The sequence below is a fragment of the Actinomadura sp. 6K520 genome (genome assembly GCF_004349245.1).
GTDB lineage: Bacteria > Actinomycetota > Actinomycetes > Streptosporangiales > Streptosporangiaceae > Spirillospora.
In genome coordinates, this window is sequence record NZ_SMLC01000036.1 from 1 (window position 1) to 25,233 (window position 25,233).

The window sequence follows — 25,233 nt, forward strand, 5'->3', positions numbered from 1 at the left end:
CCCCTCTGCGGAGGGACGACCCCCCACACCCCCCGCCAGAGCGCGATAGCCCTCGTCGGCATCGGCGGCCTCGGCGGCGATCCCCTCGGCGCGGCGGATGTGCCGGTCCAGGGTCTCGTCCGTGTGGTCCCAGGCCGCGACCTGGCCGGACGGCAGATGGTGCAGTTCGACGCGGTGGCAGGGGCGGCGCAGCACCCTGGCCGCGGCGACGGCGTAGATGGCGAGGGCGAGGGACCCGCGGGCGTCGTCGGACGTGGGGACGCGGCGTCCCGTCTTGTAGTCGACGACGGCGAGTTCGGAGCCGCGGGCGTCGAGGCGGTCGATGCGGCCGGACACGGCGATGCGGTCGGTGCGGGTGGCGACCGTGCGCTCGACGCCGACCGGCTCGTCCGACGGGTCGAGGCCCGCGGCGTACCGCTCGGTCATCTCGCGGGCCCGGTCACGCCACCGCGCGGACTGCGCGTCGTCGCGGAACCCGTCCGTCAGCCAGCCGCGGACGAGCAGGCTCCCGGCGGCCTCCGGGGTGCGGTCGCGGACGGGCAGCCGCCACCACCCCGCCAGGGCGTTGTGGATGCTCGCGCCGACGCTGTTGTGCGCCCACGGCGGACCCTTCGGCGGCATCGGACGATCGAGGTACGTCATCCGGTACCGGCGCGGGCAGTCGAGCCAGGTGTTCAGCCTCGACGGCGTGCACGTGTACAGCCGCCGGGGCATGCCCTCGAAGCCGAGCTGCTCGGCGTTCAACGACGCCGTCAGTCCTCGTCCTGCGCGAGCGCGCCCCACGACTCCCAGCGGGAGTCCTCTTCGCCGACGTTGGTCTCCTCGCCCTGGGCGGGCAGGACCTTCAGGTCCTTCGGGAGCGGGGTGAGCAGGGCGCCGATGGAGTTGAGCTGCTTGCGCAGGTCCTCGTAGACGCCGCCGATGGAGCCGGGACGGCCCCGGTGCAGCGTGTCGCCGGAGAACAGGACGCCGAGCTGCTCGCTGATCACGCAGACGCTGCCGGGGGTGTGGCCCGGGGTGTGCACGATCTCCAGCTGCGCGTCGGCGATCTCGAAGACGCCGCCGTCCTCCAGCCAGATGTCGGGTTCGAGGGAGCGCAGGGCCTTGGCGTCGTCCTCGTCGTCCTCCTCCTTGGCGAGGCGGCCGAAGTAGTCGCGCCACAGCAGCCGGTCGCCGCGGTGCAGCGCGATCGGGGCCCAGTTCTCCTCTTCCTCCTCGCCCGCGGCGGCGACCTCGAGGACCACGTTGAGGTGGTGATCGTTGCCGTCGGTCAGCAGGACGGCCATGACCTCGCGGTCACCGACCTCCTTGAGGATGGCCTCGGCGTCGTGCGCCGGATCGATCACGATGACCTCGTCGTCGTCACCGATGATGTAGGTGTTGTTCTCGACGTCGTAGTCGGTGTCGTCCAGGGAGACCTGCCCCGACGTCACGACCTGTTCGATGCGCGCGTCCACCCTCCGAACCCTATCGTGCTTCGTGTCACGTTTCGGGCACTCGGGAATCACCGTCGGCCGCTCCGGCCACCAGCCGCTCGTAGTCGGCGGGCGCGGTCGTCTCGGCGCCGAGGCGGTCGCCGGTCGGCTCCCCGTGGTCGTCGCTGGAACCGGTCACGGCGAGGTCCAGGGCGGACGCGAGGTCGCGCAGGCGGGCACGGTCCTCGGGGACGTGGTCGGGGTGGTCGGCCTCGATCCCGGCGAGCCCGGCGGCGGCGAGCTTCTCGATCACCTCGTCGGAGAACACGTACCCGCGGCGCCGCGCCCTGGGGTGGGCCAGCACGCACACTCCCCCGGCCGCGCGGACGAGCCCGATCGCCCGCTCCGGTTCGAGCGCGTACCGCTCGGCGTAGGCGCGCCCGCCCTGCGCGATCCAGCGCGGGGTGAACGCCTCGTCGATGTCGCGGATCGCGCCCGCATCGACCATGGCCCGCGCGATGTGCGGACGCCCGACCGCCTCGCCTCTGGCCAGCGCACGGACCATCTCCCAGGTGACGTCCACGCCGAGGTCGCGAAGCCGGTCGACCATGGCCCGCGCCCTGACCACCCGGTCGTCGCGGACGCGGGCGAGTTCGGCGGCCAGGTCCGGGGCGTCCGGGTCGAACAGGTAGCCGAGCAGGTGGAGGCTGCGGCCGTCCTGCACGCACGACAGCTCGATGCCGGGGACGAGCGTCAGCCCCTCGGGCAGCGCCCCGGCGGCCTCGTCCCAGCCTGCGACGGTGTCGTGGTCGGTGAGCGCCAGCACGTCCAGGCCGTTCGCCCGCGCCCGCCGGACGACCTCGGCGGGCGGCCGGGTGCCGTCGGACGCGTCGCTGTGGCTGTGCAGATCGATCCGCATGGCCCGTTCATACCAAGTCGTCGCCGCGTATGGGGTGTCACTCGTCGAGTCGCGGGCTGTAGGCGCCGTAGGGGAGGTCGAGTTCCATCCCCGGCTCGCGCAGATCGAGCAGGGTCTGGCGCTCCAGCAGCAGGACCCCGGCGTCGGCGGGCCACAGCACGGCCCAGAGCCAGTGGCCCATCGCCTCCCCCACGAACACGGCACGGTCGGCTTCGCCGTTGACCGTCCACATCGGCACGGTATGCCCGCAGGTCGCGGCGGGGCCGCTGACGTCGAGTTTCACGTGCGGCGGGCCGTCGAACACCTCGCCGGGGTCGGAGCCGTCGAGGCCCGCGTAGTGGGCGCCGAGGCCGATGCCCGGCTCCTCGGCGATCAGCACCATGTCGGCGGGGCCGGCGAGCAGCCCCGGCCCGGACACGGCGACCGCCGTCGCCCGCGCGCCGCTGCGGTCGTCCCCGACCGTGGCGAACCCCGTGACGAGCCAGCCCAGCGGAAGGGGCCAGGGCGTCCAGACGGGGACGTGCGCGTCGCGCAGCACGGCGGCCAGCCCGTCCGGGCCGGGTCGCTTGGCGGGCTGCCTCGGCAGGACGACGCCGTGCACGCTGCAGCTCCAGTCGCTCGACCAGAGGTTCGGCGCATGCAGGGGGCCCGCGCAGCGCGGGCAAATGGGCTCCGCCCTCATGATTACCCACCCTGCGCAGCCTCCTCCCGGCCCGTCAAGGCCGGGCGGGTCGCCGGCTGGAAAAGGGGGAACAAAATGGGGTCATGCGTGTGCGTTGTGTCGGCGGGATCGTGCAGGACGACGACGGGCGGCTGCTCCTGGTGAAGCGGGCGCGCCCGCCGGGCGAGGGCCTGTGGTCGATCCCGGGCGGGCGGGTCGAGCCCGGCGAGGACGACCCGGCCGCGGTCGTGCGGGAGCTGAAGGAGGAGACCGGGCTGGACGTCGTCGTCGGCGCGCTGGCCGGGACGGTGGAGCGCCCGGGGGCAGGCGGGGTCACCTACGAGATCCACGACTATGTCGCGACAGTGGCGGGTGGGACGCTCCGCGCCGGGGACGACGCGTCCGACGTCCGGTGGATCGCCCCGGACGCGCTGGGAGACCTCCCCGTCGTGCCCGGCCTGCTCGACGCGCTCGTGCTGTGGGGCCTGCTGTGAGGCGCGGGCAGTGAGGCGCGGGCAGTGAGGCGCGGGCTATGAGACGTGCGCGGGGCTGCTGTCGGCCGGCGCCGGGGTGTCGTCCTCGGCGGGGCCCGGGGCGACGGTCTGGACGCGCATCCGCCGCGCCAGCCGGACGGCCACCGCCGCGAACAGGACCATCGGCACGATGTCGGCCACGACGACCTCCCACGGCACCGCGCCCTGCACGATGTCCAGTTCCCCGACGGCGGCGGAGAACATGAACGCCATGAGGTTGTTGAACACGTGGAGGGCGATGGCCGCCTCCAGTCCGCCCGTGCGCACCGTCACCCACGCCGCGATGGCGCCGAAGACGAAGATGTCGAGGATTCCCCAGCCCGTGTAGCCGTGCCCGGCCGTGAACAGCGCGGAGCCGACGACGATGCCGGGCCAGGGTGTGCGGAACACGACGCTGAGCGCCCGCCCGACCTTGCGCTTGGCGTTCTCCAGCGTGCAGGCACCCACGGCCTGCAGCATCCAGCCGCGGAAGACGTACTCCTCCGCCGCGGCCTGGAACGGCACCAGGAGGAGGATGACGATCGCGGGGAGGAGGAACGCATCCCAGCCGACCCACTCATCGTCACCACCGGGCGGGTCGTCCATGACCGTCTCCGCCACGAGCGACGTCCCGAACGCCACGATGCAGAACCCGACCGCGAGGCCGCAGCAGACCAGCAGCCACTTCCAGCGCAGCCGGCCCGCGACCGACGACAGCGTGCCGGGCCTGCGCCGCTGGATGCCCCACGCCGCGAACAGCGTCACCGGCAGGAACACCGCGAGCATGGCCAGGTTGATCGCCAGGTCGGCGGTGTCGTTCTCGAACACCGTGGCGTTCGTCCCGGACAGGTCGGGCAGCTCCCCCGTCACCGCCCAGGCGATGATCGTCCCGGCGATCATGAGCCCCAGGACCAGGCCCATGCCGATGGCGAGGATGGTCAGGGTGCCGAGCACGGGACGCCACCAGCGGTGCACATCGTTCCGTGCCAGGCGGTGGAACGGGCTCCCGGCCGGCGCCTCCACGACCCAGGACGTCTTGACGGGCCGCATCCCGTAGCCCGGATACGCCTGCGGATGAGGAGCCTGCCCGTAGGAGCCCTGCCAGTAGGGATCTTGGGGGGCCGTCCCGTACGTCGCGTCCCACCCCGGCGGCTGCGCCGGGGCGCCCGGCCAGTACGGCGTACCCGCGGAGTACGGCTGCGCCTGCCCCGGGTCGGGCGCGCCCGATGGGGCCGGCCGCTCGTCCCGGGGGCGCGGCTCCGCGGGCCGGTCGCCGGTCATGCCCGGGTCCAGCGGGGTCCAGCCGTCGGCTTCCCCTCGTTCTGACACGTTCGGCCCTCCCGAAGCCCTTACATCCGTGGACGAATCGTACGGGTGGTCAGTTCCCCGGGGGGTCGAAACGCTTCGTGCGCGCCAGCCCGGCCGCGCGGCCCTTGGCGGCGACGACCCGGGCCATCTTCCGAGACGCCTCGTCGATCATCTCGTCGCCGAGGACGGCGGCGCCGCGCCCCTCCACGGTGACGTAGTGATCGTAGGCTTCGAGGATCAGCTCGGCGTGGTCGTAGTCCTCCTGGGACGGGGAGAACACCGCGTTCCCCGCCTCGATCTGGGACGGGTGCAGCACCCATTTCCCGTCGAACCCCAGCGCCGCGGACCGCCGCGCGACCCGCGTGAACGCCTCCACGTCCCGGACGTTGAAGTAGGGCCCGTCGATGGCCTGCAGGTCGTTGGCGCGGGCGGCGACCAGGATCCGCATCAGGATGTAGTGGTAGGCGTCGCCCTCGGTGTAGCCGGGCGGCTGCTCCCCGACGACGAGCGTGCCCATGTTGAGCGACGCCATGAGGTCGCCGGGGCCGAGGACGAGCGTCTCCAGCCGGGGCGAGGACGCCGCGATCGCGTCGATGCCGGCGAGACCCCGGGCGTCCTCGATCTGCGCCTCGATGCCGATGCGGCCGACCGGCAGGTCCGTCGCCCGCTCGAGCTGGGTGAGGAGCCGGTCGAGCCACTGGACATGGGAGGCGTCCCGCACCTTCGGCAGCATGATCGCGTCCAGTTCGGCGCCGGCGCCCTCCACGACCTCGATCACGTCGCGGTAGGCCCAGTGGGTGTCCAGGTCGTTGACGCGCACCACCCGGGTCTTGCCGGACCAGTCGCCCTCGTTGAGCGCCGCGACGACCGTCGCGCGGGCCTCCTCCTTCGCGGACGGCGCGACGGCGTCCTCCAGATCCAGGAAGATCTCGTCCGCGGGGAGCCCCTGCGCCTTCTCGATGAAGCGGGCATTGCTGCCGGGGACCGCGAGCGTGGTACGACGTGAGCGCATGGCCCCGGATGCTATCCACCGGTGTGAGACCCTCTAGACATGGGTGACGGGCATGGTTGAGCTGAACCGGGCGCTGGTGGAGGAGGCCGCCAAGAAGTCGGACCTGCTGTGGCTGGACCTCCCCGGCCTGCGGCAGCCGAGGGCGGCCTGGCACGTGTGGCACGACGGCTCCGCCTACGTCCTGACCGGCGGGGAGGGCGAGCAGCCGCTGCCCGGCCTCCCGGAGTCCGCGCAGGTGACGGTGATCCTGCGCAGCAAGGACAAGGGCGGCCGGCTCGTCTCGTTCGTCGCCGACGCCGAGCCGGTCGAGCCGGGCACCGAACTCTGGGGCACCGTGGCGCCGCTGCTCGCCAAGGCCCGCCTGAACGCGGCCTCCCACGAGGGTCAGGTGGAGCGCTGGGCGACCGAGTCGTGGATCGTCCGGCTCACTCCCGCGCTGCCGGTCACCGAGTCCACCGACGACTACGCGACCGTCCGTCCCGTCCCGACGCCCGCGACGACCGCGGGCGCCCCGCCCCGCCTCTTCGGCGGCAAGCGCCGCCAAGTCGACCGGTAGCGCCCCGGCCGGTGGCGCCGGTCACGCCGGCAGCCGGCGGCCTTCGGCCACGGAGCGGAGCTTGTCGGGGTTGGCGACCAGGTGGACGGCCCGGACCCGGCCGGCGTCGTCGAGGTCGACGGTGACGGTGCTCAGCGGGCGGTCGGGACCGTCCACGACGAGGGCCGGTTCGCCGTTGAGGTCGACGTGCCGCACCCGCATGTCGGCGGGCTCCACGCCCGCGTAGGGCTGGCCCAGGATCCCGGCGAGCCAGCGGCAGACCCGGTCGGCTCCGTGGATGACGCGCCGCGCCGCCCGGACCTTGCCGCCGCCGTCCGTCCACAGCGCCACGTCCGGGGCGAGGGCCTCCATGAGCCGGTTGATGTCGCCGCCGAGGACCGCGTCGAAGAACCGCTCGGTGACCTTGCGCCGCTCGGTGCCGCCCGCCTCGAAGCGGGTGCGCCGCGCCTCCACGTGCCTGCGGGCGCGGGAGCCGAGCTGCCGCACGGACGTCTCCGACCGGTCGAGCGCGTCGGCGATCTCCGCGTACGGGTAGCCGAACACTTCCTTGAGGACGAACACGGCCCGTTCGAGGGGGCTCAGCGTCTCCAGCACGACGAGCATCGCCATCGACACCGATTCGGAGAGCTCGGCGTTGTCGGCGACGTCCGGGGAGGTCAGCATCGGCTCGGGCAGCCACGGCCCGACGTAGGTCTCGCGCCGCGCCTGCGCCGAGCGCAGCCGGTCGAGCGCCACGTTGGTGGTGATCCGGATGAGATACGCCTTGGGTTCGGCGACGTCGGTGCGGTCCTTCGAGGACCAGCGGAGCCACGCGTCCTGGACGGCGTCCTCCGCGTCGGCCGCCGTGCCCAGCATCCGGTACGCGACGGCGAACAGCAGGTTGCGGTGCTCCTCGAAGGGGTCCTCGAACGCGTCCCTCATGGCCCCACCCTTTCACGCCCCGGGGCGTTCCTCTCGTCCCGGGGAAACGTGACATGCCCCTCCCACGGGTGTCCGATATCGCCCGCCCGGTCCCGGATCAGAAAGGAGATCATGGGTAGTGTCCTCGCCATGAGCGGAGCTCCGTCACGGGTCTTCATCGCCCGGCTCGCGGGCGTCGCGGTGTTCGATCCGGCCGGTGACCAGGTCGGCAGGGTCCGCGACGTGGTGGTGTCGATGCGGCTCGCACCGCGCCCGCCGCGGGTGCTGGGCCTGGTGGTGGAGGTCACGTCGCGGCGGACCGTGTTCGTGCCGATCACGCGGGTGTCGGTCATCGAGGCGGACGCGATCGTCTTCGACGGGCGGCTGAACGTGCGGCGGTTCAGCAAGCGCGAGTCGGAGACGCTGGTCATCGCCGAGCTGCTGGACCGCACCGTCCGGTTCCGCGACGGCGGCGAACCCGTCTCGGTCGTCGACGTGTCGATGGAGCCGACCCGCACCAGGGACTGGATCGTCAACAAGGTGGCGGTGCGCCGCAGGAGGGGCCGCGGGCTCCGCAAGCGCGGCGAGACCATCGTCGTGGACTGGGACACCGTGGAGGGCTTCTCCGCCGTCGAGCACGGGCAGGGCGCCGCCGCGCTGATCGCCGCGTTCGAGGGGATGAAGCCCGCCGACCTGGCGAACGTCGTGCACGAGCTGCCGGAGAAACGGCGTTCCGAGGTCGCCGTCGCGCTCGACGACGAGCGGCTCGCGGACGTCCTGGAGGAGCTGCCCGAGGACGACCAGATCGAGCTCCTCGGCAAGCTCGGCGTGAACCGGGCCGCCCGCGTGCTGGAGGCCATGGGCCCCGACGACGCCGCCGACCTGCTCGGCGACCTGCCGACCGAGCAGCGGGAGCGGCTGCTGACGCTGATGGAGCCGCAGGACGCGGCGCCCGTCCGGCGGCTGCTGACCTACGAGGATTACTCGGCCGGCGGCCTGATGACGACCGACCCGGTGATCGTCCCTCCGGACGCGACGGTCGCCGAGGCGCTCGCGCTGATCAGGCGGCCCGACCTGAACCCGGCGCTGGCCGCGCAGGTGTACGTGTGCCGCCCGCCTACCGCGACGCCGACCGGGCAGTACCTGGGGACGGTCCACTTCCAGAAGCTCCTGCGGGAGCCGCCGCCGACGCTCGTCGCCGGGATCGTGGACACCGGGCTCGACCAGCTGCGGCCCACGATGTCGCTGGAGGCCGTCGCGATGTTCCTTGCCACCTACAACCTCGTCGCGGGCGCCGTCGTGGACGAGAACGGCCACCTGCTCGGCGCGGTGACCATCGACGACGTCCTCGACCATCTGCTGCCGCCGGACTGGCGGGAGTCGCTGATGGACGCGAGCGCGGAGGAGTCGGCGGATCCCGAGGAAGAGGCTCTCCGGGGGAAGATGTGATGACGACACGCCAGATGACCGCCCGCCTGGACCAGCCGCGGGAGATCCGCCGGACCTTCGTGCCGCACTACGACCCCGAGTCCTTCGGGCGGCTGTCCGAGCGGATCGCGCGGTTCCTCGGGACGGCCAGGTTCCTCGTCTACCTGACCGTGTTCATCACGGTGTGGATGGCGTGGAACATCCTCGCGCCGCCGTTCCTGCGGTTCGACCCGTACCCGTTCATCTTCCTGACGCTGATCCTGTCGATCCAGGCGTCCTACGCGGCGCCGCTGATCCTGCTCGCGCAGAACCGGCAGGACGACCGGGACCGCGTCCAGTACGAGCAGGACCGGGCGCAGAGCGAGCGCACCATCGCCGACACCGAGTACCTGACGCGGGAGATCGCCGGGCTGCGGGTGGCGCTGAGCGAGGTCGTCACGCGCGATTTCCTGCGCTCGGAACTCCAGCAGGTCATGAAGGAGCTGGACGCCAAGGACCCCGCCGCCTAGTCGGCGAGCTTGGCCAGGATCTCCTGCAGGCCGCGCAGATCGGGCTCGTCCAGGCGGCTCAGCAGGTAGTCGCGGACACCCTGCCGGTAGGTGGGGGTGGCCTCGTCGAGCCGGGCCCGCCCGGCGGCGGTCAGGGCCGCGTACAGGCCGCGCGCGTCGCTCGGGCACGTCTGCCGGGTGACCAGCCCCTCGCGCTCCAGCCGGTCGACGAGCCGGGTCAGCCCGCTGCGGGACAGCAGGACGCGGTCGGCGAGGTCGTTCATGCGGAGCCGCCCGGCCTCGCCGAGGTGCATGAGCACCTCGTAGGAGCCGAGCGGCAGGTCGTGGCGGGCCAGCAGATCGGCTTGCACACGGCGGGAGATCCGCGCCTGGGCTCGGAGCATCGTGCGCCAGACGAGCAATTCGGCGGCCGAGACGGTGCTGGTGGTCACGCACCGATGTTACGGCGGCGCGCGGCGACTGTGAGGACGGCCACCCGGATACCTGGGTTTTGCTTTGGGTTCGTACCATGGACCCATGGCCTCCCAGTTGACGACCGAGCAGGTGACCGCGGCGCTCGCAACCGTGAACGATCCTGAGATCCGCAAGCCCATCACCGAGCTCGACATGGTCAAGAGCGTCGACATCGACGCGGACGGCTCCGTCCGCGTCGGCGTCTACCTGACCGTCGCCGGATGTCCGATGAAGGACACCATCACCAAGAACGTCACGGAGGCCGTCTCCAAACTCGACGGCGTGGCCTCGGTGCACGTCGAACTCGACGTGATGAGCGAGGAGCAGCGCAAGGACCTGCAGACCAAGCTCCGCGGCGGCGAGCCCGCCAAGGAGATCCCGTTCGCCAAGCCCGGCTCGCTGACCAAGGTGTACGCGGTCGCGAGCGGCAAGGGCGGCGTCGGCAAGTCGTCGGTGACGGTCAACCTGGCCGCCGCGCTCGCCGCGCAGGGCCGCAAGGTCGGCGTCGTGGACGCCGACATCTACGGCCACTCCGTCCCGCGCATGCTCGGCGTCGAGAACTCGCCCACCAAGGTCCAGGACATGATCATGCCGCCGTCGGCGCACGGCGTGAAGGTCATCTCGGTGGGCATGTTCACCGCCGGGAACCAGCCGGTCGTGTGGCGCGGCCCGATGCTGCACCGCGCGCTCCAGCAGTTCCTCGCGGACGTCTACTGGGGCGACCTCGACATCCTCCTGATGGACCTCCCGCCCGGCACCGGCGACATCGCGATCTCCGTCGCGCAGCTGCTGCCGGCCGCGGAGATCCTCGTCGTCACCACCCCGCAGCAGGCGGCGGCGGAGGTCGCCGAGCGCGCCGGCGCGATCGCCGCGCAGACCCACCAGCAGGTCGTCGGCGTCATCGAGAACATGTCGTACCTGTCCTGCCCGCACTGCGGCGAGCGGCAGTTCATCTTCGGCGAGGGCGGCGGCCAGACGGTGGCGGACGCCCTGACGAAGACCCTCGGCACCCGCGTCCCCCTCCTGGGCCAGGTCCAGATCGACCCGCGCCTCCGCGAGGGCGGCGACGAGGGAGACCCCCTGGTCCTCTCCGACCCGGACGCCGGCGCCGCCAAGGAGCTCCGCACGATCGCCGACACCCTGGCCGGCCGAAGCCGCGGCCTGGCCGGCATGTCCCTGGGCATCTCCCCCAAGAGGACCTGACAGCCCACCGCGACCGTACGGCCCGGCTCGTCACCATTGCGATACGTGGCTGCCTGCACATCGAGGGACTTGGAGTGGGCCCGCAGGCACGCGCCTACGTGCATGATCACCCACGGGTCGTGCGGCCGGAGGTCGTGCTGCGACCGGAGGCCGCACGGCCCGCCGCGCGGCGGGCCGTTTCACGAGACGCGGAGCGGATCGGGAAACGGTCCGCCGCGCGCAACGGGGGGTTTGGGGGGTCGCCCCCCCAAACTAAGTAGCCTCGTTGTCGAACGGGGGGCGTTCGCCGTGGTCCAGGCGGTCGTCGGCGGCGGTGGCGTAGGAGAGTTCGTCGTCGAAGACTCCGCCCTTGTTGTTCAGGGGGGTGTCGTCGTCCTCCAGGAGGTGTTTGCGGACGAACGTCTTCGGGTTGAGGTCGTTGATGTCGAAGTCTTTGAATTCGGGGCCGAGGCCCTCCTGCAGATCCGCCTTGGCGTTGTTGGCCATCTGGCGGAACTGGCGCAGCATGCGGCCGGCCTGGCCGGCGACCTGAGGCAGTTTGTCCCCGAAGATGACCAGGGCGAGCACGGCGAGCATCGCCATCTCACCGACTCCGACGTCGAACAACCCGTCCTCCATGCAGCGAAGGGGACCGGTCCTGCGGCGGACCGGCTCCCCAAGCGTATCCCGAGCCCGGACGAACCGGACCCCCGGTATTTGCCCGGTACATGTTCGCCCGGGACCGCGTTCACGCTTTCCTAGTCGGAGCCCAGGGTGACCTCGACGGTGCTTTCGCGGCCGTCGCGCTGGTAGGTGACCGTGATGCGGTCGCCGGGGGCGCGGCTGCGGATCTGCGCGATGAGGTCGGTGGCGTCCTCGATGGGCTTGTCGTCGATGCGGGTGATCACATCGCCGGGCTTGAGGCCGGCCTTGTCGGCGGGGCCGTTCCTGGTCACCGGCTCCTGCCCGTTGACGGCCTCCGGCATGATCCGCGCGCCGCCCTCCTGGTAGCGGGGGTCGGGGAGGACGCCGAGCTTGGCCTGCCGGACGCTGCCGTTGCGGATGATCTCCTCGGCGACCCGCTTGCCCTGGTTGATGGGGATCGCGAAGCCGAGGCCGATGCTGCCGCTCGGCTGCTCGCCGAGGCCCTGCCCGCCGCCGAGGGTGGCGATGGCGGTGTTGATGCCGATCACACGGCCCTTGGCGTCCACGAGCGGTCCGCCGGAGTTGCCCGGGTTGATGGCCGCGTCGGTCTGGATCGCGTTGAGGAAGGACGCGTCGCCGCCTTCGCCGCGGGTGGGCACGGCGCGGTTCAGCGAGCTGACGATGCCGGTGGTGACCGAGCCCTGGAGGCCGAGCGGCGAGCCGATCGCGATCACCGGGTCGCCGACGGCGATCTTGCTGGAGTCGCCGACGGTGAGCGCGGGCAGCGAGTGCTCGCCCTGCGGCTGCAGGACGGCGACGTCCGAGGTGGGATCGGCGCCCTTGACGGTGGCGGGCAGCGTCTTCTTGTCGTTGAAGACGACCTCGATCGCGCTGCCGCCGGCGCCGGCGACGACGTGGTTGTTGGTGATGATGTAGCCGCCGTTGACGATGAAGCCGGTGCCGCCGACCTCGCCCTGCGAGGACTCCACGCGGATCATCACGACGCTCGGCAGGACGCGCTGCGCCACGCCGGCGACCGAGTCCGGCGGGCGGGCCTGCACCTCGCCGCCGCTGTTGGTGTCACCGCCCCCGAGGCTGATCGATCCGCCGTCGTCGCCGGGCGCGGCGACCACGCCGATCCCGGCGCCGAGCGCTCCGGCCACCAGCGCGACGATCACCGCGATGACGGCGAGGAGCCCCAGGCCCGGGCCGCTGCGCGAGGACGACGGCGGGGCGGGGACCGGCGCCCAGTTCGGGCCGCCTCCGGGCGGTGTCCCGTATCCGGCCATCGGCCGGGGGCCTCCGCCGGGCGGGGGGCCCATCGGCGCGGGCGGCGGCCCCATCGGCGCGGGCGGCGGGCCACCGGCGGGCGGCGGGCCCTGCTGCGGCCAGCCGCCGTAGGGCTGCTGCCCGTGCTGGGCGGCCCGCGGGTCCTGGTGGTGGGGCACGAACCCCGGGCGCGGGCGGTCGTCGTCCACGCCGGGCTTGCCGAGCTGGACCGGCGGCGGGGGCTGCGGCATGTCGCTCGGCGACGCGTCCTGCAGCGGCACCTCCTGCGGCCCCATGTCGGCGGCGGGCGCCGGCCGGGACAGGACGTCCTCGCTGGTGTCGGGCGGCCCGAACGACGAGTCCGGCGGCGCGAACCCGCCCGCCACGAGGCGGTCGCCGGGCGCGGACTCGTCGGCTGCGTCCTCGGCGGCACCCGGCTGCGCGGGACCGGTCTCGGGCTCGGGGTCGTCCGCAGGCTGCTCCTGGGGGATCTCCCGGTCGGTCACCGTCTCGGGCGGAGCCGCCGCCTCCTGCCGCTCAGGTTCCTGGCCGGGGACGGCGCCGCCGTCCTCCGCCGCCCTGACCGGCCCGCGGTTGTCTTCCGTCATCCCCATCTCTCCTACCGAGCATGGTCCTGGTCATCCGTGCTCATCGTGCCCGCAAAGGCATGTGAGGAGCATAAGACCTTCTGTCGATACGCTCGCCCATAAGTGATCATCTTGTTCAGTCGAACGGGTTGGCCGCGGCGGTGAGCCGGCGGGCGCCGCGGGACAGCCGCGACCAGAAGGGGTCGGCCTCCCAGGGCAGGTGCGCCGCGACCGCCTCGGCGGTGCTCTGCGGGGCGTCGGTCAGCACCGTGACCACGTAGCCGTCGTCCGCGGAGACGGCCCAGTGCCGCAGCGAGCCGGCGCCGTACACCGTCCGGCCGCGCTTGACGGTCTTCTGCCAGCCGTCCATGGCCCGTTCGTCCAGCCTGCCGGGCTGGACGAACACCGAGACGGCGGCGAGGCCGTCGGAGTAGCTGAGGTGGACGGTGCCGCCGTCCGGCTCGCGGCGGGCGTCGTGGAGGGTGAGCCGCCCCGGCAGGTCGTCGGGGACGGGCCAGCCGAGGTCGCGCAGCCCGTCGAGGTCGGCACGGTCCAGTTCGTCGCCCCACAGGACTATGTCGCCTTCGCCTCCGGAACGGTTCCCGGCGGGCCCGGGAAACCGTGCGAGCCCGTTGCGGGGGCCGTCGAGCACCGCGGGTTCCGAGGGCGGCTCGGTGAAGCTGATCTCGCTGAAGCCGCTGATCACCACGGCGCGTCCGGTGGCGTCGATCAGCTCGCGGTGCAGCATCAGCCCGGTCTCGGCGTCGATCCAGAAGCGCCCGGCGGGGCTGCCGTCCGCGCGGCGGGCCTCGACGACGCGGGCGCGCCTGCCGCAGACCGCGGAGTCCTCGACACGGACCACCGAGTAGTTCCGGGTCAGCAGGGCGAGCGTCTCCGGGGTGAAGCCGGTCGTGTCATCGGCGGCGGACTCGGTCCGGTAGCCCCGCCGGGCGGTTCCCGGCCGGTAGCGGACGCCGTCGCCGGGGGTGTGGGCCACCGACACCCGGGACGTCATGGACCGGCTGCGGCTCGCCGTCGTGAGGAACCGCCGGCCGTGGTACGGGACGCGGCTCGCGGCGTCGGCGGCGGAGCGCAGCAGCGCCACGGCGCGGGGGTCGCTGCGGACGTCCCGGGCGGCGGCCGGTTCGCCCGCGAGCGCCGCGACCAGCGCGAGGGCACCCGCCAGCCCGCAGGCCAGGGCGGTGCGGCGCCGTCCCCGGCCGAGCACGGCCCTCGCGCTCACGGCCCCGGAGCGACCGGGACCCGCGAGGACGGGTCGGTGAGCGGGTCGGTCAGCGGCGCGTCGCCGGCGGTCAGCGCGTGCTCGACGGCGAAGCGGTCGAAGGCGGGCGTGACGCTCGGCGCCTCCTGCCGCCCGCCGGCGGCGTAGGACGCGGTGCCGAGGCCGATGAACAGGGTGGCGGCGCCCATGACGAGGTAGCGGCGCCGCTGCTGAGCGGGCAGGACGGCCGCGTGCCCGGGGCGGCCGCCGTGCGGACGCGCCGAGGGAGCGCAGGCGGGTCAGGAAGTCGTCGGACGGGAGGCCGCCGGCCGCGTCGGCGAGCGGGGCGTCCGACAGGCCGCGCAGCCGCCCCTTGAGCAGGCGCAGCGCGGTGACCTCGTCCCTGCACTGGGCGCAGCCCGCGAGGTGGGCGAGGGCGCGGTCGCGCTCCTCGTGCCCCAGCTCACCGTCGACCAGAGCGGTCAGACGCTCCCCCAGACAACTCACGCCGCCTCCGTCGTTCCGTTCCATCGGGCGCGCGGACCCGCCCCGCGCGCGGTGGGCAAACCAGATTCGGACCTACACTTACACGCCCTCCGGCTGCGGCCGGAGGCCGCCCGCCACGTGCACGCCCCCCGTCGTCTCGTCGTCCTCCGCGGCTTCCACCGCCCGCAGCGCCTGGTACTCGTTCCTGGTGCCGGGCCTGCGGCGGGTCGGCGCGCGGTGCTCCAGCGCCCCGCGCAGCTGCGCCCGCCCCCGGTGGATGCGGCTGCGCACGGTTCCGAGCTTGACGCCGAGCGTCGCGGAGATCTCCTCGTAGGACAGTCCCTCGATGTCGCACAGCACGACGGCGGCCCGGTACTCGGGCGCCAGCGCGTCGAGCGCCTCCTGCACGTCGGCGTCGAAGTTGGTGTCGTCGAACACCTGCGCCGGGGTCGGCTCGCGGCCCTGGAGGCGTTCGGCGGCGTCGTCGGCGAGGCCCTCGAAGCGGATGCGCTGGCGGCGCCGCGCCATGTCGAGGAACAGGTTCGTGGTGATCCGGTGCAGCCAGCCTTCGAACGTGCCCGGCGTGTAGTTCGACAGGGAACGGAACACGCGGACGAAGACCTCCTGCGTGAGGTCTTCCGCGTCGTGCTGGTTACCGGTCAGCCGGTAGGCGAGCCGGTAGACGCGGGCGGAATGCTCGCGGACGACCTCGTCCCAGGACGGCGGTGCCCATTCTGCCTCGGGGGCGTTCTCGCGGGCGCTCGTGCCACTGCCCACCCCTTGCCTGGGGCCGACCCCCACAGCGCTTCTGAAACTGAGTGCTGCGACTCCCATGGTGCCGGGCTGTTCCTCTCTCGTGAGCCAAGGTCTCGCCTTGGAACGGCACGGTCTCGCCTGGGCTGGGGCGGTCTATACCGACTCGGTTCTCGCAGAAGGAACCCGCTCGTGAGCGAATTCCTTCCGTCGTTACAACGCGCTGAAACTCCAGTTGGTTCCCTGTCAGCGATATGGTCTTTCCAGCATGACCCAGGCGGGGGTCCCGCGAGGAGGCAGCCATCGACGCCGTTCAGGCCACCCGGGCCTATGTGGAGGATTACCTCCCCGAAGACGAGTCGCTCCTGGACGCCAGGCGCCGAGGCGAGGAGATCGGCGCCGTGCCGATCGGCGCGGCCGCCGGGGCGGCGCTGCGCTTTCTCGCCACGCTGCTCGGCGCGCGGACGGTGGTGGAGGTCGGCTCCGGCTGCGGCGTGTCCGGCATCTGGCTGATGCGGGGAATGCCGAAGGACGCGGTGCTGACGAGCGTCGACATCGACCCCGAGCACCAGCGGATGGCGAAGCAGGCGTACGTGGCGGCGGGCCTCGGCTCCTTCCGCACCCGGATGATCACCGGGCCGGCGCTGGAGGTGCTGCCGCGGCTCACCGACGGCGCCTACGACCTGGTGTTCTGCGACGCGCAGAAGCGCGAGTACCCCGAGTACCTGACGGACGCGCTGCGGCTGCTGCGGCCGGGCGGCGTGGTCGCGTTCGACAACGCGCTGTGGCACGACCGGGTCGCCGACCCGAACCGGCGCGACCCCGACACCGAGGCGATCCGCGAGGTGCACCGGATGATCCGCGACGACGAGCGGCTCGTCCCGATGCTGCTCCCGGTGGGCGACGGCCTGCTGTGCGCGGTGAAGAGCGGCTGACCCGATGGAAGCCGCCCCCGACGAAGCCGCCCCCGCCAAAGCCGCCGCCAAGGCCGCACCTGACGAAGCCGCACCTGACCAAGCCGTGCCCGCGGAGGGCCTCTCCGACGAAGGCGGGGAGGCCCGGGCCGGGGCGGGCGAGCCGTTCGCCGTCCGGGTCCGGGTGACGTGGCGGGACGCCTGGCTGCTCGTCGCGTCCCTGATCCTGCTCGCGGCGTCGGCGGCGTTCGTCGCCGGCGGCGTGACGGGCGGCGCCACCCTCGGCGGCGTCATGTTCTCGGTCTTCGGCTTCGCCGGGCTCGCGCTGTTCGGCACGGGGCTGTTCCTGTCGGCCGGGCAGATGGTCGCGCGCCGTCCCGTCCTGGAACTGGACGCGGACGGCGTCCGCCGCACCGCGCGCTGGCCGCTGCCCCGCCGGGCCGGGAAGACGCTGCCCTGGGACGACGTGCGGGCGATCGCGGCCCTGCGGCGCGGCGTCGACGGCACCCGCAGGGGCGAACTGGACTACGTCGTGTTCCTGCGCACCCCGGAACTCGTCGAGATGGCCCGGACGTCCGAACGGCCGCGGCTGGTGGCGATGACCATGCGGGACGTGCCGGCCACCGCCGAGGCCGTCCCGTGGTGCTTCGCGGTCGAGCGGAACTGGGACGCGAAGCTCCCGCGGATCGTCAAGGAGGCCAGGGCGCGCCGCCGCGTCCCGGTGATCGACCGCCGCACGAAGTGACCCCCGCGCGGTGACCCGCGCGGTGACCCGCGCGGGGGCCGTCAGCCGGTCAGCCAGCCGAGCAGCAGGCGGGTGCCGAAGCCCGTCGCGCCGCGGGTGATCTCGGCGTCGTCGGAGGTGGCGCGGCCGGGGCCGGCGATGTCCAGGTGCGCCCAGGGGCGCTCGCCGGCGAACTCGCGCAGGAACAGCGCCGCCGTGATGGAGCCGCCGCCGTAGCCGCCGCGGCCGATGTTGTTGATGTCGGCGACGTCGGAGTCGATGGCGGCGCGGTAGTCGTCGACGAGCGGGAGCCGCCACACCGGGTCGCCGGCGGCCGTCCCGGCGCTCGTCAGCGCCGCGGCGAGCTCGTCGTCGGTGGAGAACAGCGCCGCGTGCCGCAGGCCCAGCGCGACCTTGGCCGCACCGGTCAGCGTCGCCACGTCCACGATCACGTCGGGGTCGAGCGCGGCGTCCGCGTAGGCGAGGGCGTCGGCCAGCACGAGGCGCCCCTCGGCGTCGGTGTTCAGCACCTCCGACGTCTTCCCGCCGTAGTGGGTGATCACGTCCCCGGGCCGCATGGACGACCCGGACGGCATGTTCTCCGCGGCGGCGATCAGCCCGGTCACCCGGGCGCGGACGCCGAGACCGCGCAGCGCGCTCAGCACGGCGATGACCACCGCGCCGCCCGCCATGTCGGTCTTCATCGCCTTCATGCCCTCGTTGGGCTTGAGCGACAGGCCGCCGCTGTCGAACGTGATGCCCTTGCCCACCAGGACGACATGCCGCTCCGCGTCGCCGTCTGGCACGTAGGACATCTCGATCAGGCGGGGCGGGCGCGACGACCCGCCCCCGACGGCCACGAGGCCCCCGAAGCCCGCGTCGACGAGCTCCTTCTCACCGCGCACGCGAACGGTGAGACCGGTGTCGGCGGCGACCCGCTCGGCCTCCCCGGCGAGCCAGGACGGGTCCTTCTCGCGGGACGGGGTGTTGGCGAGGTCGCGGGCCAGCGCGGTGGCCTGGGCGCGGGCGGTGCCCAGCTCGATCGCCGGGGCGGCGGCTGCGGGCCCCGCCCCGGTGACGACGGCGACCGTGCCGACCGCCCTCTTCGCGGGCGGCTTCCCGATCTTGAATTCGTAGCAGGCGAGCAGCGCGCCCTCGGCGAAGGCGGCCAGGGCGGCGGCGGAGACGCCGGCGGGCGCGGCCGCGGCCAGCGCGGTCCGCCCCTTGCCGCGGCGGGCCAGTGCGGCGCCGGCCTTGCGCAGGTCGGCCGGGGCCGCATCGCCCACCCCGTACAGCAGGAGCTCCCGCACCCGGTCGCCGAGGCGGACCTGGGCGGACACGATCTCGCCCGGCTCGCCCTTGGCGTCGTGCAGCGCCAGCAGCTCGTCCAGCGTGAACGGCAGCGACTCCGCCACCTCGGTCACCGGCGCGACCGGCCCCTTCCCGACGGGGACGGCGACGACCTCGGCGTCGAGGTCGAGCGCCGTCTGCGACACGGTGCCGCCGGCACCGCGCATGCGGGTCTCGATGGGCATGGCGGCGGTTCCCCCCTGTGCGTCGTGCTGCCTACGGGAATGGCAAGGGCCCCGGCGGTTCCGCCGGGACCGTCACCAGTAAGCCGGGATCGGCGGCGTCGTCAGCCCACGACTTCCTTGATGGCGTTGCCGAGTTCCTTGGCCTCGTCGGCGGAGAGCTCGACCACGAGACGGCCGCCGCCTTCGAGAGGGACCCGCATGACGATGCCGCGTCCCTCCTTGGTCACTTCGAGCGGACCGTCTCCCGTCCGCGGCTTCATCGCCGCCATGCGTGCATCCCCTTCCTGCGTAGGGCCGCGGCCTCGCACACCCTTGGCCGCGTGGCCGCGTGTCGCATCCGCGTCATCAATAGGTGGTCCATTATCTCGTCTTCCGGGCGCGAAGTGGTAACGATCAGCCTCCAGATCGGCCGAGCGGTGCGCCGGAGGCGTGCGGATCGGCGCCCGCCGGCCGTGGTCCGCGGGCCCTTGCCCGCCGCCCCCGGGTTCGCGGATGGTTGCCTTGGGAGATCTACTACGGACCATGGAGGACACCGATGTCTGAGACCGTGCGCTACGACGTGACCGACGGTGTGGGAACTATCACACTGAACCGCCCGGACGGCATGAATTCGCTGACGGCCGAGATGAAGGAGCTGCTGCGCGCGACCGTGGTCCGCGCCGCGGCCGATCCCGCGGCCCGCGCGGTGATCCTCACCGGTGCCGGGCGGGCCTTCTGCGCCGGGCAGGACCTGCGTGAGCACGGCGACAACCTCGCCGCGGGCAAGGGCCTGGACGACACGGTCCGCAAGCACTACAACCCGATCGTGCTGGCGATAGCGGGCATGCGGAAACCGGTCGTGGCGGCGGTGAACGGGGTGGCGGCGGGCGCGGGGGCCGCGCTGGCGTTCGCGTGCGACCTGGTCGTCGCGTCCGACAAGGCACGGTTCGCGACGGCGTTCACCGGGATCGGCCTCGCCCCCGACAGCGGCATGTCGTGGACGCTCCAGCGGCTCGTCGGCCGCGCCAAGGCCGCCGAGCTGCTGCTGCTGGGCGAGCCGGTGAAGGCGCAGGAGGCCCTGGAGCTCGGGCTGGTGAGCCGGGTCGTCCCGGCGGACGAGCTGGCCCCGGCGTCGGTGGAGCTGGCCCGCCGCCTCGCCGAGGGCCCGACGGTCTCCTACGGCGCGGTGAAGGCGGCGCTCGACCACGCGGCGACGCACGACCTGGCGTCCTCGCTGGAGCGGGAGGCCGAGCTCCAGGACGAGTGCGCGGAGACCAGCGACCACCGCAACGCGACCGAGGCGTTCCTGAAGAAGCAGCAGCCCGCGTTCGAGGGCCGGTAGCCCGCACCCGGCCGGTGGGGCCGCCCGCACCGGTCAGCGGCCTCAGCGGTAGGCGCCGCGGCGGTGACAGCCGGTCAGATGGTCGTCGACCAGGCCGCACGCCTGCATGAGGGCGTAGGCGGTGGTGGGGCCGACGAAGCGGAAACCGTGCTTCTTCAGCTCCTTGGCCAGGGCCTTCGACCCGTCGGTGTACGCGGGCACGTCCGCCGTGTCCGCGTACGCCGGCGCGCCGGGGTCGGCGTAGCGCCACGCGGTCGCGGCGAGGCCGCCGGGGAGGTCGAGCGCGGCGCGGGCGTTGCCGATCGCCGCCTCGATCTTCGCCCGGTTGCGGACGATGGAGGCGTCGCCCAGCAGCCGCTCGACGTCGGCGGGGCCGAACGCGGCGACCTTCGCCAGGTCGAACCCGGCGAACGCGGCGCGGAAGCCCTCGCGCTTGCGCAGAATCGTCAGCCACGACAGCCCGGACTGGAACGCCTCCAGGCAGAGCCGCTCGTAGAGGCCCTGGTCGTCGCGGACGGGGCGGCCCCATTCCTGATCGTGGTAGGCGACGTAGTCGGGCGCGGACAGGCCCCACGGGCAGCGGGCCAGCCCGTCGTCGCCCCGGATGGCGGTGCTCACCCGCCCGTTCTACCTCACGCCTGTGACAGCGCGGCCAGCCGCCGCAGCCCGAGGGTCATGAACGCCTTCACGACGGGGCCCGCGACGATCCATCCGGCGCGTCCCAGCGGGCCGAGCGGCAGGTCGACGCGCTCGGCCCACACGATCCGGCTGCCGAGGCCCTCGGGGACGACCTTGAACCACGCCTCGCCGCGCACGACGCGCCCGGTGTGCCGCACCGCGACGCGGCGGCCGTCCCGCCAGTCGGTGATCACCATCGTGTCGAGGAAGCCGACCGGGCCGACGCCCGTCCAACCCCGGATCTCGTCGCCGACCTTGTCGCCGCCTTCCGCGCGGGTGAAGGGCATCCACTCGCCGTGCCGGGGCCAGTCGGTCAGGACCGCGAAGACGCGTTCCGCGGGGGCGTCCGAGACGGCCTCGGCGTGGACGGCGACGACGCTCACCGGTGGTCCTCCTTCGCGCCGCCGACCGGCTCGTCCGCCGCGCGGCCGACGTTCGCCCCGCCCGCGCCGTTCTCCTCGCGCGCCGGCGGCGCGCCGTTCCAGCTCGGCTCCTCCAGGCCGTGCAGGGCGCCGACCGGGCCGCCGCGGTCTGCCGGGGCGTCGCGGTCCTCCGGGGCGCCGTGCAGCTCGTGGAGCTCGTGGAGCCGCTGTTCGAGCGCGGCGACGCGGGCGTCGCGTTCGTGCAGCGCGTCGGCGAGACGGTGCAGGGCCTCGTCCGTCAGCTGCGGCTGGTAGCCCCAGAACGTGCGGGGCAGCCGCAGCCGGACGACGTCCTCCCCGGTGATGGGACCGCCGTCCGCGCCGACCGGAAGCGGCGGATAGTCCGGATGGGTCTCGGCCAGCTCGCCGCCCCTGCCCATGGCGAGGGCGACGACGGCGCCCAGCACGGCCAGGCCGGCCAGGACGAGGACCACGACCACGATCAGGCTCCGTTCTGCTCGCACCCCACTGGGAAGACGTTCCCCAGTCCACGATCGTGCCACGCTTGACGGTATGGGGATGCAAGAGCGGAGAGTCCTTTCACCGGACGCGCCGGTTCCGGACGGCGTCGTGGACGCCGGCACGTCGCCGGTGACCGGCCGGATCGAGCGGCTCACGGCCGGTGACGCCGTGGTCCTCGTCACGCTGGAGACGGACGCGCGGGAGCCCGACCCCGGTCTGCTCGCCGCCGCGTCCGTCTACGCGTGGCTGGGCGTGTCGCTCTTCCGCGTGCCGGAGTCGCAGGCGGCCGCGGTGCGCGAGGTCCTGGACATGGTCGCGTCCATCGAGGGCACCCGGCCCCCGGCGGTGTCCCGCCGGGGGCTCGCCTGACCCGGCTAGCCGCGGAGGCGGTGCCAGGGCCCCTGCACCGCGAACGTCGCGCCCGGGCCCGATTGGCGGCTGAAGAACAGGATGCGCCCGTCCGGGGAGAACGTGACGCCGGTGAACTCGCTGTCGTTGCGGGCGTTGCGCGCCATCGCGAACGGCTTGTTCTCGCGCGTGGTGCCGACCAGGTACTGCTCGCCGCCGCCGTCCTCGGCCAGGATGACGCCGCCGCCGTACGGGGAGACGGTGATGTTGTCCGGGCCGTCGAAGCGCCCGCCGGGCTTGAAGACGAGCTGGAGCTCGACCTCGTTGCGGCGCGGGTCGTAGGTCCAGACCTGGCCCGCGTGGTCACCGGCGGCGCCGGACGACCTCCTGGAGAAGCTGGCGACGAAGTACGCCTTGCCGTGCCCCCACCAGGCCCCTTCGAGCTTCTGGCTTCGCGTGATGTCGTCGAACTGCTTGCGGACGGACGTCTGCCCGGCCAGCGGGTCCGGGACGCTCACCCACCGGGCGGGCAGCCGGGTGCCGGGCTCGGTGACCATCGACAGGTCCGGGACGCCCGGGACGTTCAGCGCATCCAGCGTCCCGCCCGCCAGGTAGCTGTGGTAGCCGCCGCGGTGCGAGCGGGGACGGAACCGGTAGAACAGCCCGAACGGGCCGGACGCGTCCTCGGTCAGGTAGGCGGTGTTGGTGTGCGGGTCGACGGCGACGGCCTCGTGGGCGAAGCGGCCGAGCCCGGTCAGCGGGACGGGCCTGGTGTCCCTGCCGTACGGGTCGACCTCGAAGACCCAGCCGTGGCTCTTGCTCTCGCCGCGGATGCCCTCGGTCTCCTCGCACGTCAGCCAGGTGCCCCAGGGCGTGCGGCCGCCGGCGCAGTTCACGGCCGTCCCGGCGAGGCTGACGTACTGGGACAGGAGGTTGCCGTCGCGGTCGACCTCAAGGGTGGTGGTGCCGCCGTTGGCCACCGGGTCGTAGGTCAGCTCGGGGGTCCCGACGGCACGGGTGCCGTTGGTGCCCTGCTCGTGGTTGAGCACCAGCAGGGTGTTGCCGGGGCGGCCGCCGCGGCCCCTGCCGTGGCCGCGGTGGCCGTGGCCGGCGCGTACCGGGAACGAGGCCATGCCGTCCTGGTGGCCGGGGACGACGACGCCATCGGAGATGGGGTCGCCTTCCGTCGTCAGGATCTTGTACGAGAAGCCCTTGGGCAGGTCCAGGACGCCCTCGGGGTCGGGGATCAGGGGGCCGTAGCCGTACGCCTCTCCGGTGGCGGCGCCCGCGGAGGTCTGGAAGATGCCGTCCAGGCTTCCGGCGAGGGCGATCGACAGCGCGCCGGCCGCGCCGCCTTTGACGACTCCGCGACGGGTCACGGACATGGGGGACTCCTTCACGTGAGGGGATCACGTGGGAGCCTGGTCGCCGCCCCTGAACCGCCGGTTAACGATCATCGGACGGGCGGGAAAGCCCCAGGACAATCTTGTGCGGTGAGGTGGGCGACCTCGGCGACGGCGGAGCCGGCGAGGTCGAAGCCGGCGACGCACGCGAGGTAGCCGGGGGCGTCCCAGTCGTCACCGCCGGGCTTCCCGCGGAGCGGGAGGTAGGTCCCGCCCGCCTGCCTGACCAGCAGCAGCCCGGCCGCGATGTCGTAGGCGTTGATGGACGAGTCGTAGGCGACGTCCGTCCAGCCCGCCGCGACGTGCGCGAGGGTCAGCGCGGCGCTGCCCGGCCTGCGCACGGTGGCGAACGCGCCGATCAGCTCCCCGTAGCGCCGCAGCGTCTCCGTCCGGTCGCCCTCGGCCAGGTCGTACGGGCCCGGGTAGGAGGTGGCGAGCACCGCGCCCCGGTCGCCGGTCGCGCCGGTGCTGCGGATCGGCTCGCCGTTGCAGGTCGCGCCGTCCAGGGAGGCGGTGAACATGTCGTCGTGGATCGGGTCGTACACCACGCCCGCGACCAGTTCCCCGTCCACGACGGCCGCGATGGACGTGCAGAAGAACGGCAGGCCGACCGCGAAGTTGGCCGTCCCGTCGATGGGGTCGACGTACCAGCGGACGCCGCCGTCCCGGCCCTGGACGCCGCCCTCCTCCCCCACGACGACGCAGCCCGGGGTCTGCTCGCCGAGCACTTCCCGGATGGTCTCCTCCGCCGCGCGGTCGTGCTCGGTGACCGGGTCGTGGAAGTCCAGCTTGAGGTCGATCTCGGGGCGGGAGCGGAACGCCGTCCGCAGCCGGTCGCCGGTCGTGCGGGCGGCGAGCTCGGCGATCGCGGCCAGTTCCCGTGAGGCGGGCACGTCGGCGTTCATTTGTCTCCTGCCAGGGCCGGTTCAGGGGCGCGCACGTCTCGACGGTATCCGAGGGCGCGCGAACACCGATCCGCAAGTACCGGTCGGCGAGTGGTCAGAGCTGGGTCTCGGCGTAGTCGCTCGCGGAGAACTCGATGCGGGGCTGGGACCGCTCAAGGAGGTCGAACGCCTCGGGGACGGTGGTCGTCCAGCCGATCGCGTCCCAGATGCGGTGGCGGGCGAAGCCCTGCTCGGTGAGGCTCACCATCAGCTCGCGGAGCGGGTCGTAGACGCCGGTCGGGTCGAGGACGACGACGGGTTTCTCGTGCATGGACAGGACCCGGGCCGTCCACACCTCGAACAGCTCCTCCAGCGTGCCGATGCCGCCGGGCAGGATGAGGAAGGCGTCGCTGCGGCGGTCCATCTCGCCCTTGCGGGTCCGCATGTCGGGGGTGACGATCAGCTCGTCGTTGTCCTCGTCGGAGATCTCGACGCTGACGAGGCCCTCGGGGATCACCCCGACGGTGCGGGCGCCGCCGGCCCGCGCGGCGCGGGCGACGGCGCCCATGCACGACACCTGGGCACCGCCGCTGACCAGGCTGTGGCCCCGCCGGGCGAGCTCGGCGCCGGCGTCCGCGGCGAGATCGACGTAGCGGCGGTCGATCCTGCCGCTGGACGAGCAGAACACGCAGACGGCAAGCGGCTTCGCGGAGGTCACCGGGCCA

General features: G+C 73.3%; 30 protein-coding genes and 1 pseudogene. 9 read left to right on the forward strand and 22 right to left on the reverse strand.

The features are described from left to right. The 4 genes from E1289_RS12425 to E1289_RS12440 form a co-directional block, all read right to left on the reverse strand. The coding region (locus E1289_RS12425; protein WP_243712777.1) for a PD-(D/E)XK nuclease family protein at positions 1-744 on the reverse strand (744 nt) is incomplete at its 3' end. 8 nt (positions 745-752) lie between these two features. After that, positions 753-1,457: an MBL fold metallo-hydrolase gene (locus tag E1289_RS12430; RefSeq protein ID WP_131979299.1), complete on the reverse strand. Its 705-nt coding sequence runs from the start codon at positions 1,455-1,457 to the stop codon at positions 753-755. Positions 1,458-1,482: 25 nt separating this feature from the next. Then, complete coding sequence (locus E1289_RS12435) at positions 1,483-2,334, reverse strand: PHP domain-containing protein (RefSeq protein WP_131979302.1); 852 nt, start codon at positions 2,332-2,334, stop codon at positions 1,483-1,485. Between the two features lie 37 nt (positions 2,335-2,371). Continuing rightward, the gene (locus tag E1289_RS12440) at positions 2,372-3,016 is read right to left on the reverse strand and encodes a DUF6758 family protein (protein WP_131979305.1); all 645 of its coding nucleotides are present in this window, start codon (positions 3,014-3,016) and stop codon (positions 2,372-2,374) included. An 83-nt stretch (positions 3,017-3,099) separates the two neighbouring features. Here E1289_RS12440 and E1289_RS12445 point away from each other — a divergent pair, with 83 nt between their 5' ends. Beyond that, positions 3,100-3,489 (forward strand): NUDIX domain-containing protein, encoded by a 390-nt coding sequence (locus E1289_RS12445; protein WP_131979308.1) that lies wholly within the window; start codon positions 3,100-3,102, stop codon positions 3,487-3,489. 36 nt (positions 3,490-3,525) lie between these two features. Here E1289_RS12445 and E1289_RS12450 read toward each other — a convergent pair whose 3' ends face one another. Both E1289_RS12450 and E1289_RS12455 read right to left on the reverse strand, forming a co-directional pair. Continuing rightward, positions 3,526-4,836, reverse strand: coding sequence for a CPBP family intramembrane glutamic endopeptidase (locus tag E1289_RS12450; protein ID WP_131979311.1), 1,311 nt, complete (start codon positions 4,834-4,836; stop codon positions 3,526-3,528). A gap of 49 nt (positions 4,837-4,885) precedes the next feature. Next, complete coding sequence (locus E1289_RS12455; protein ID WP_131979313.1) at positions 4,886-5,827, reverse strand: CoA ester lyase; 942 nt, start codon at positions 5,825-5,827, stop codon at positions 4,886-4,888. 52 nt (positions 5,828-5,879) lie between these two features. Here E1289_RS12455 and E1289_RS12460 point away from each other — a divergent pair, with 52 nt between their 5' ends. Further along, positions 5,880-6,383, forward strand: coding sequence for a hypothetical protein (locus E1289_RS12460; RefSeq protein ID WP_131979316.1), 504 nt, complete (start codon positions 5,880-5,882; stop codon positions 6,381-6,383). A 21-nt stretch (positions 6,384-6,404) separates the two neighbouring features. Here the strand turns inward: E1289_RS12460 and E1289_RS12465 are convergent, their stop codons facing one another. Continuing rightward, positions 6,405-7,304, reverse strand: a complete 900-nt coding sequence (locus E1289_RS12465) for an RNA polymerase sigma-70 factor (RefSeq protein ID WP_131979319.1) — start codon at positions 7,302-7,304, stop codon at positions 6,405-6,407. A gap of 129 nt (positions 7,305-7,433) precedes the next feature. Between E1289_RS12465 and E1289_RS12470 the strand changes: the two genes are divergently transcribed. Both E1289_RS12470 and E1289_RS12475 read left to right on the forward strand, forming a co-directional pair. After that, positions 7,434-8,732, forward strand: coding sequence for a CBS domain-containing protein (locus E1289_RS12470; protein ID WP_131979322.1), 1,299 nt, complete (start codon positions 7,434-7,436; stop codon positions 8,730-8,732). Beyond that, positions 8,732-9,220, forward strand: coding sequence for a DUF1003 domain-containing protein (locus E1289_RS12475; protein ID WP_131979325.1), 489 nt, complete (start codon positions 8,732-8,734; stop codon positions 9,218-9,220). Before E1289_RS12470 ends, E1289_RS12475 begins: the two co-directional genes overlap by 1 nt. Here E1289_RS12475 and E1289_RS12480 read toward each other — a convergent pair. After that, positions 9,217-9,651, reverse strand: coding sequence for a MarR family transcriptional regulator (locus E1289_RS12480; protein ID WP_243712778.1), 435 nt, complete (start codon positions 9,649-9,651; stop codon positions 9,217-9,219). The two genes, E1289_RS12475 and E1289_RS12480, sit on opposite strands and share 4 nt — an antisense overlap. An 85-nt stretch (positions 9,652-9,736) precedes the next feature. Here E1289_RS12480 and E1289_RS12485 point away from each other — a divergent pair, with 85 nt between their 5' ends. Next, positions 9,737-10,876 (forward strand): Mrp/NBP35 family ATP-binding protein, encoded by a 1,140-nt coding sequence (locus tag E1289_RS12485; RefSeq protein ID WP_131979328.1) that lies wholly within the window; start codon positions 9,737-9,739, stop codon positions 10,874-10,876. A 252-nt stretch (positions 10,877-11,128) separates the two neighbouring features. Here the strand turns inward: E1289_RS12485 and E1289_RS12490 are convergent, their stop codons facing one another. From E1289_RS12490 to sigE, 6 genes and pseudogenes are all read right to left on the reverse strand, one after another. Beyond that, a complete protein-coding gene (locus tag E1289_RS12490) occupies positions 11,129-11,482 on the reverse strand; it encodes a sec-independent translocase (protein WP_131979451.1) in 354 nt (117 codons plus the stop codon). Between the two features lie 131 nt (positions 11,483-11,613). Then, entirely contained in the window at positions 11,614-13,377 is a 1,764-nt protein-coding gene (locus E1289_RS12495; RefSeq protein WP_131979331.1) for a trypsin-like peptidase domain-containing protein, read from the reverse strand. A 115-nt stretch (positions 13,378-13,492) separates the two neighbouring features. After that, on the reverse strand, positions 13,493-14,599 hold the full coding sequence (locus E1289_RS12500; RefSeq protein WP_243712788.1) for a MucB/RseB C-terminal domain-containing protein: 1,107 nt from the start codon (positions 14,597-14,599) through the stop codon (positions 13,493-13,495). Continuing rightward, positions 14,596-14,787 (reverse strand): hypothetical protein, encoded by a 192-nt coding sequence (locus tag E1289_RS38170; protein WP_165970451.1) that lies wholly within the window; start codon positions 14,785-14,787, stop codon positions 14,596-14,598. The genes E1289_RS12500 and E1289_RS38170 overlap by 4 nt, the downstream gene beginning before the upstream one ends. Before the next feature lie 235 nt (positions 14,788-15,022). Beyond that, positions 15,023-15,109, reverse strand: a pseudogene (locus E1289_RS39550) (hypothetical protein); the annotation flags it as partial. Between the two features lie 54 nt (positions 15,110-15,163). Further along, positions 15,164-15,898: an RNA polymerase sigma factor SigE gene (gene sigE, locus E1289_RS12510; RefSeq protein WP_243712779.1), complete on the reverse strand. Its 735-nt coding sequence runs from the start codon at positions 15,896-15,898 to the stop codon at positions 15,164-15,166. Positions 15,899-16,149: 251 nt separating this feature from the next. Between sigE and E1289_RS12515 the strand changes: the two genes are divergently transcribed. Beyond that, positions 16,150-16,752: an O-methyltransferase gene (locus E1289_RS12515; RefSeq protein ID WP_131979335.1), complete on the forward strand. Its 603-nt coding sequence runs from the start codon at positions 16,150-16,152 to the stop codon at positions 16,750-16,752. 4 nt (positions 16,753-16,756) lie between these two features. Beyond that, positions 16,757-17,476 (forward strand): hypothetical protein, encoded by a 720-nt coding sequence (locus E1289_RS12520; protein WP_243712780.1) that lies wholly within the window; start codon positions 16,757-16,759, stop codon positions 17,474-17,476. Between the two features lie 41 nt (positions 17,477-17,517). Here E1289_RS12520 and E1289_RS12525 read toward each other — a convergent pair whose 3' ends face one another. Together E1289_RS12525 and E1289_RS12530 are read right to left on the reverse strand one after the other, a co-directional pair. Continuing rightward, positions 17,518-18,990: a leucyl aminopeptidase family protein gene (locus tag E1289_RS12525; RefSeq protein WP_131979338.1), complete on the reverse strand. Its 1,473-nt coding sequence runs from the start codon at positions 18,988-18,990 to the stop codon at positions 17,518-17,520. A 101-nt stretch (positions 18,991-19,091) separates the two neighbouring features. Further along, positions 19,092-19,259: a DUF3117 domain-containing protein gene (locus E1289_RS12530; RefSeq protein WP_131979341.1), complete on the reverse strand. Its 168-nt coding sequence runs from the start codon at positions 19,257-19,259 to the stop codon at positions 19,092-19,094. A gap of 266 nt (positions 19,260-19,525) precedes the next feature. On the opposite strand from E1289_RS12530, the gene E1289_RS12535 reads away from it, so the two are divergent. Beyond that, positions 19,526-20,311, forward strand: a complete 786-nt coding sequence (locus tag E1289_RS12535; RefSeq protein WP_131979344.1) for an enoyl-CoA hydratase-related protein — start codon at positions 19,526-19,528, stop codon at positions 20,309-20,311. 42 nt (positions 20,312-20,353) lie between these two features. Here the strand turns inward: E1289_RS12535 and E1289_RS12540 are convergent, their stop codons facing one another. The 3 genes from E1289_RS12540 to E1289_RS12550 are packed head-to-tail and all read right to left on the reverse strand — an operon-like array spanning position 20,354 to position 21,875. Then, on the reverse strand, positions 20,354-20,929 hold the full coding sequence (locus tag E1289_RS12540; RefSeq protein ID WP_131979347.1) for a DNA-3-methyladenine glycosylase I: 576 nt from the start codon (positions 20,927-20,929) through the stop codon (positions 20,354-20,356). A gap of 14 nt (positions 20,930-20,943) precedes the next feature. Then, on the reverse strand, positions 20,944-21,372 hold the full coding sequence (locus E1289_RS12545; RefSeq protein WP_131979350.1) for an SRPBCC family protein: 429 nt from the start codon (positions 21,370-21,372) through the stop codon (positions 20,944-20,946). Next, positions 21,369-21,875 carry a hypothetical protein gene (locus E1289_RS12550; RefSeq protein ID WP_131979353.1) on the reverse strand — a complete coding sequence of 169 codons (507 nt, stop codon included), beginning with the start codon at positions 21,873-21,875 and terminating at the stop codon, positions 21,369-21,371. The genes E1289_RS12545 and E1289_RS12550 overlap by 4 nt, the downstream gene beginning before the upstream one ends. A 55-nt stretch (positions 21,876-21,930) precedes the next feature. On the opposite strand from E1289_RS12550, the gene E1289_RS12555 reads away from it, so the two are divergent. Beyond that, positions 21,931-22,242, forward strand: a complete 312-nt coding sequence (locus tag E1289_RS12555; protein ID WP_243712781.1) for a hypothetical protein — start codon at positions 21,931-21,933, stop codon at positions 22,240-22,242. Between the two features lie 5 nt (positions 22,243-22,247). Here the strand turns inward: E1289_RS12555 and E1289_RS12560 are convergent, their stop codons facing one another. From E1289_RS12560 to E1289_RS12570, 3 genes are all read right to left on the reverse strand, one after another. Further along, complete coding sequence (locus tag E1289_RS12560) at positions 22,248-23,606, reverse strand: alkaline phosphatase PhoX (RefSeq protein ID WP_207928930.1); 1,359 nt, start codon at positions 23,604-23,606, stop codon at positions 22,248-22,250. Between the two features lie 68 nt (positions 23,607-23,674). Beyond that, a complete protein-coding gene (locus tag E1289_RS12565) occupies positions 23,675-24,529 on the reverse strand; it encodes an inositol monophosphatase family protein (RefSeq protein WP_131979362.1) in 855 nt (284 codons plus the stop codon). A 94-nt stretch (positions 24,530-24,623) separates the two neighbouring features. Further along, entirely contained in the window at positions 24,624-25,226 is a 603-nt protein-coding gene (locus E1289_RS12570; RefSeq protein WP_243712782.1) for a TIGR00730 family Rossman fold protein, read from the reverse strand. Positions 25,227-25,233: the final 7 nt, after the last annotated feature.

Bases quoted from the DNA above. Each gene is read 5' to 3' on its own strand.
- E1289_RS12435 (WP_131979302.1), bottom strand. From the start codon at position 2,334: ATGCGGATCGATCTGCACAGCCACAGCGACGCGTCCGACGGCACCCGG.
- E1289_RS12440 (WP_131979305.1), bottom strand. From the start codon at position 3,016: ATGAGGGCGGAGCCCATTTGCCCGCGCTGCGCGGGCCCCCTGCATGCG.
- E1289_RS12445 (WP_131979308.1), top strand. From the start codon at position 3,100: ATGCGTGTGCGTTGTGTCGGCGGGATCGTGCAGGACGACGACGGGCGG.
- E1289_RS12455 (WP_131979313.1), bottom strand. From the start codon at position 5,827: ATGCGCTCACGTCGTACCACGCTCGCGGTCCCCGGCAGCAATGCCCGC.
- E1289_RS12460 (WP_131979316.1), top strand. From the start codon at position 5,880: ATGGTTGAGCTGAACCGGGCGCTGGTGGAGGAGGCCGCCAAGAAGTCG.
- E1289_RS12465 (WP_131979319.1), bottom strand. From the start codon at position 7,304: ATGAGGGACGCGTTCGAGGACCCCTTCGAGGAGCACCGCAACCTGCTG.
- E1289_RS12470 (WP_131979322.1), top strand. From the start codon at position 7,434: ATGAGCGGAGCTCCGTCACGGGTCTTCATCGCCCGGCTCGCGGGCGTC.
- E1289_RS12475 (WP_131979325.1), top strand. From the start codon at position 8,732: ATGACGACACGCCAGATGACCGCCCGCCTGGACCAGCCGCGGGAGATC.
- E1289_RS12485 (WP_131979328.1), top strand. From the start codon at position 9,737: ATGGCCTCCCAGTTGACGACCGAGCAGGTGACCGCGGCGCTCGCAACC.
- E1289_RS12495 (WP_131979331.1), bottom strand. From the start codon at position 13,377: ATGACGGAAGACAACCGCGGGCCGGTCAGGGCGGCGGAGGACGGCGGC.
- E1289_RS38170 (WP_165970451.1), bottom strand. From the start codon at position 14,787: ATGGGCGCCGCCACCCTGTTCATCGGCCTCGGCACCGCGTCCTACGCC.
- sigE (WP_243712779.1), bottom strand. From the start codon at position 15,898: ATGGGAGTCGCAGCACTCAGTTTCAGAAGCGCTGTGGGGGTCGGCCCC.
- E1289_RS12520 (WP_243712780.1), top strand. From the start codon at position 16,757: ATGGAAGCCGCCCCCGACGAAGCCGCCCCCGCCAAAGCCGCCGCCAAG.
- E1289_RS12525 (WP_131979338.1), bottom strand. From the start codon at position 18,990: ATGCCCATCGAGACCCGCATGCGCGGTGCCGGCGGCACCGTGTCGCAG.
- E1289_RS12530 (WP_131979341.1), bottom strand. From the start codon at position 19,259: ATGGCGGCGATGAAGCCGCGGACGGGAGACGGTCCGCTCGAAGTGACC.
- E1289_RS12535 (WP_131979344.1), top strand. From the start codon at position 19,526: ATGTCTGAGACCGTGCGCTACGACGTGACCGACGGTGTGGGAACTATC.
- E1289_RS12555 (WP_243712781.1), top strand. From the start codon at position 21,931: ATGCAAGAGCGGAGAGTCCTTTCACCGGACGCGCCGGTTCCGGACGGC.
- E1289_RS12560 (WP_207928930.1), bottom strand. From the start codon at position 23,606: ATGTCCGTGACCCGTCGCGGAGTCGTCAAAGGCGGCGCGGCCGGCGCG.
- E1289_RS12565 (WP_131979362.1), bottom strand. From the start codon at position 24,529: ATGAACGCCGACGTGCCCGCCTCACGGGAACTGGCCGCGATCGCCGAG.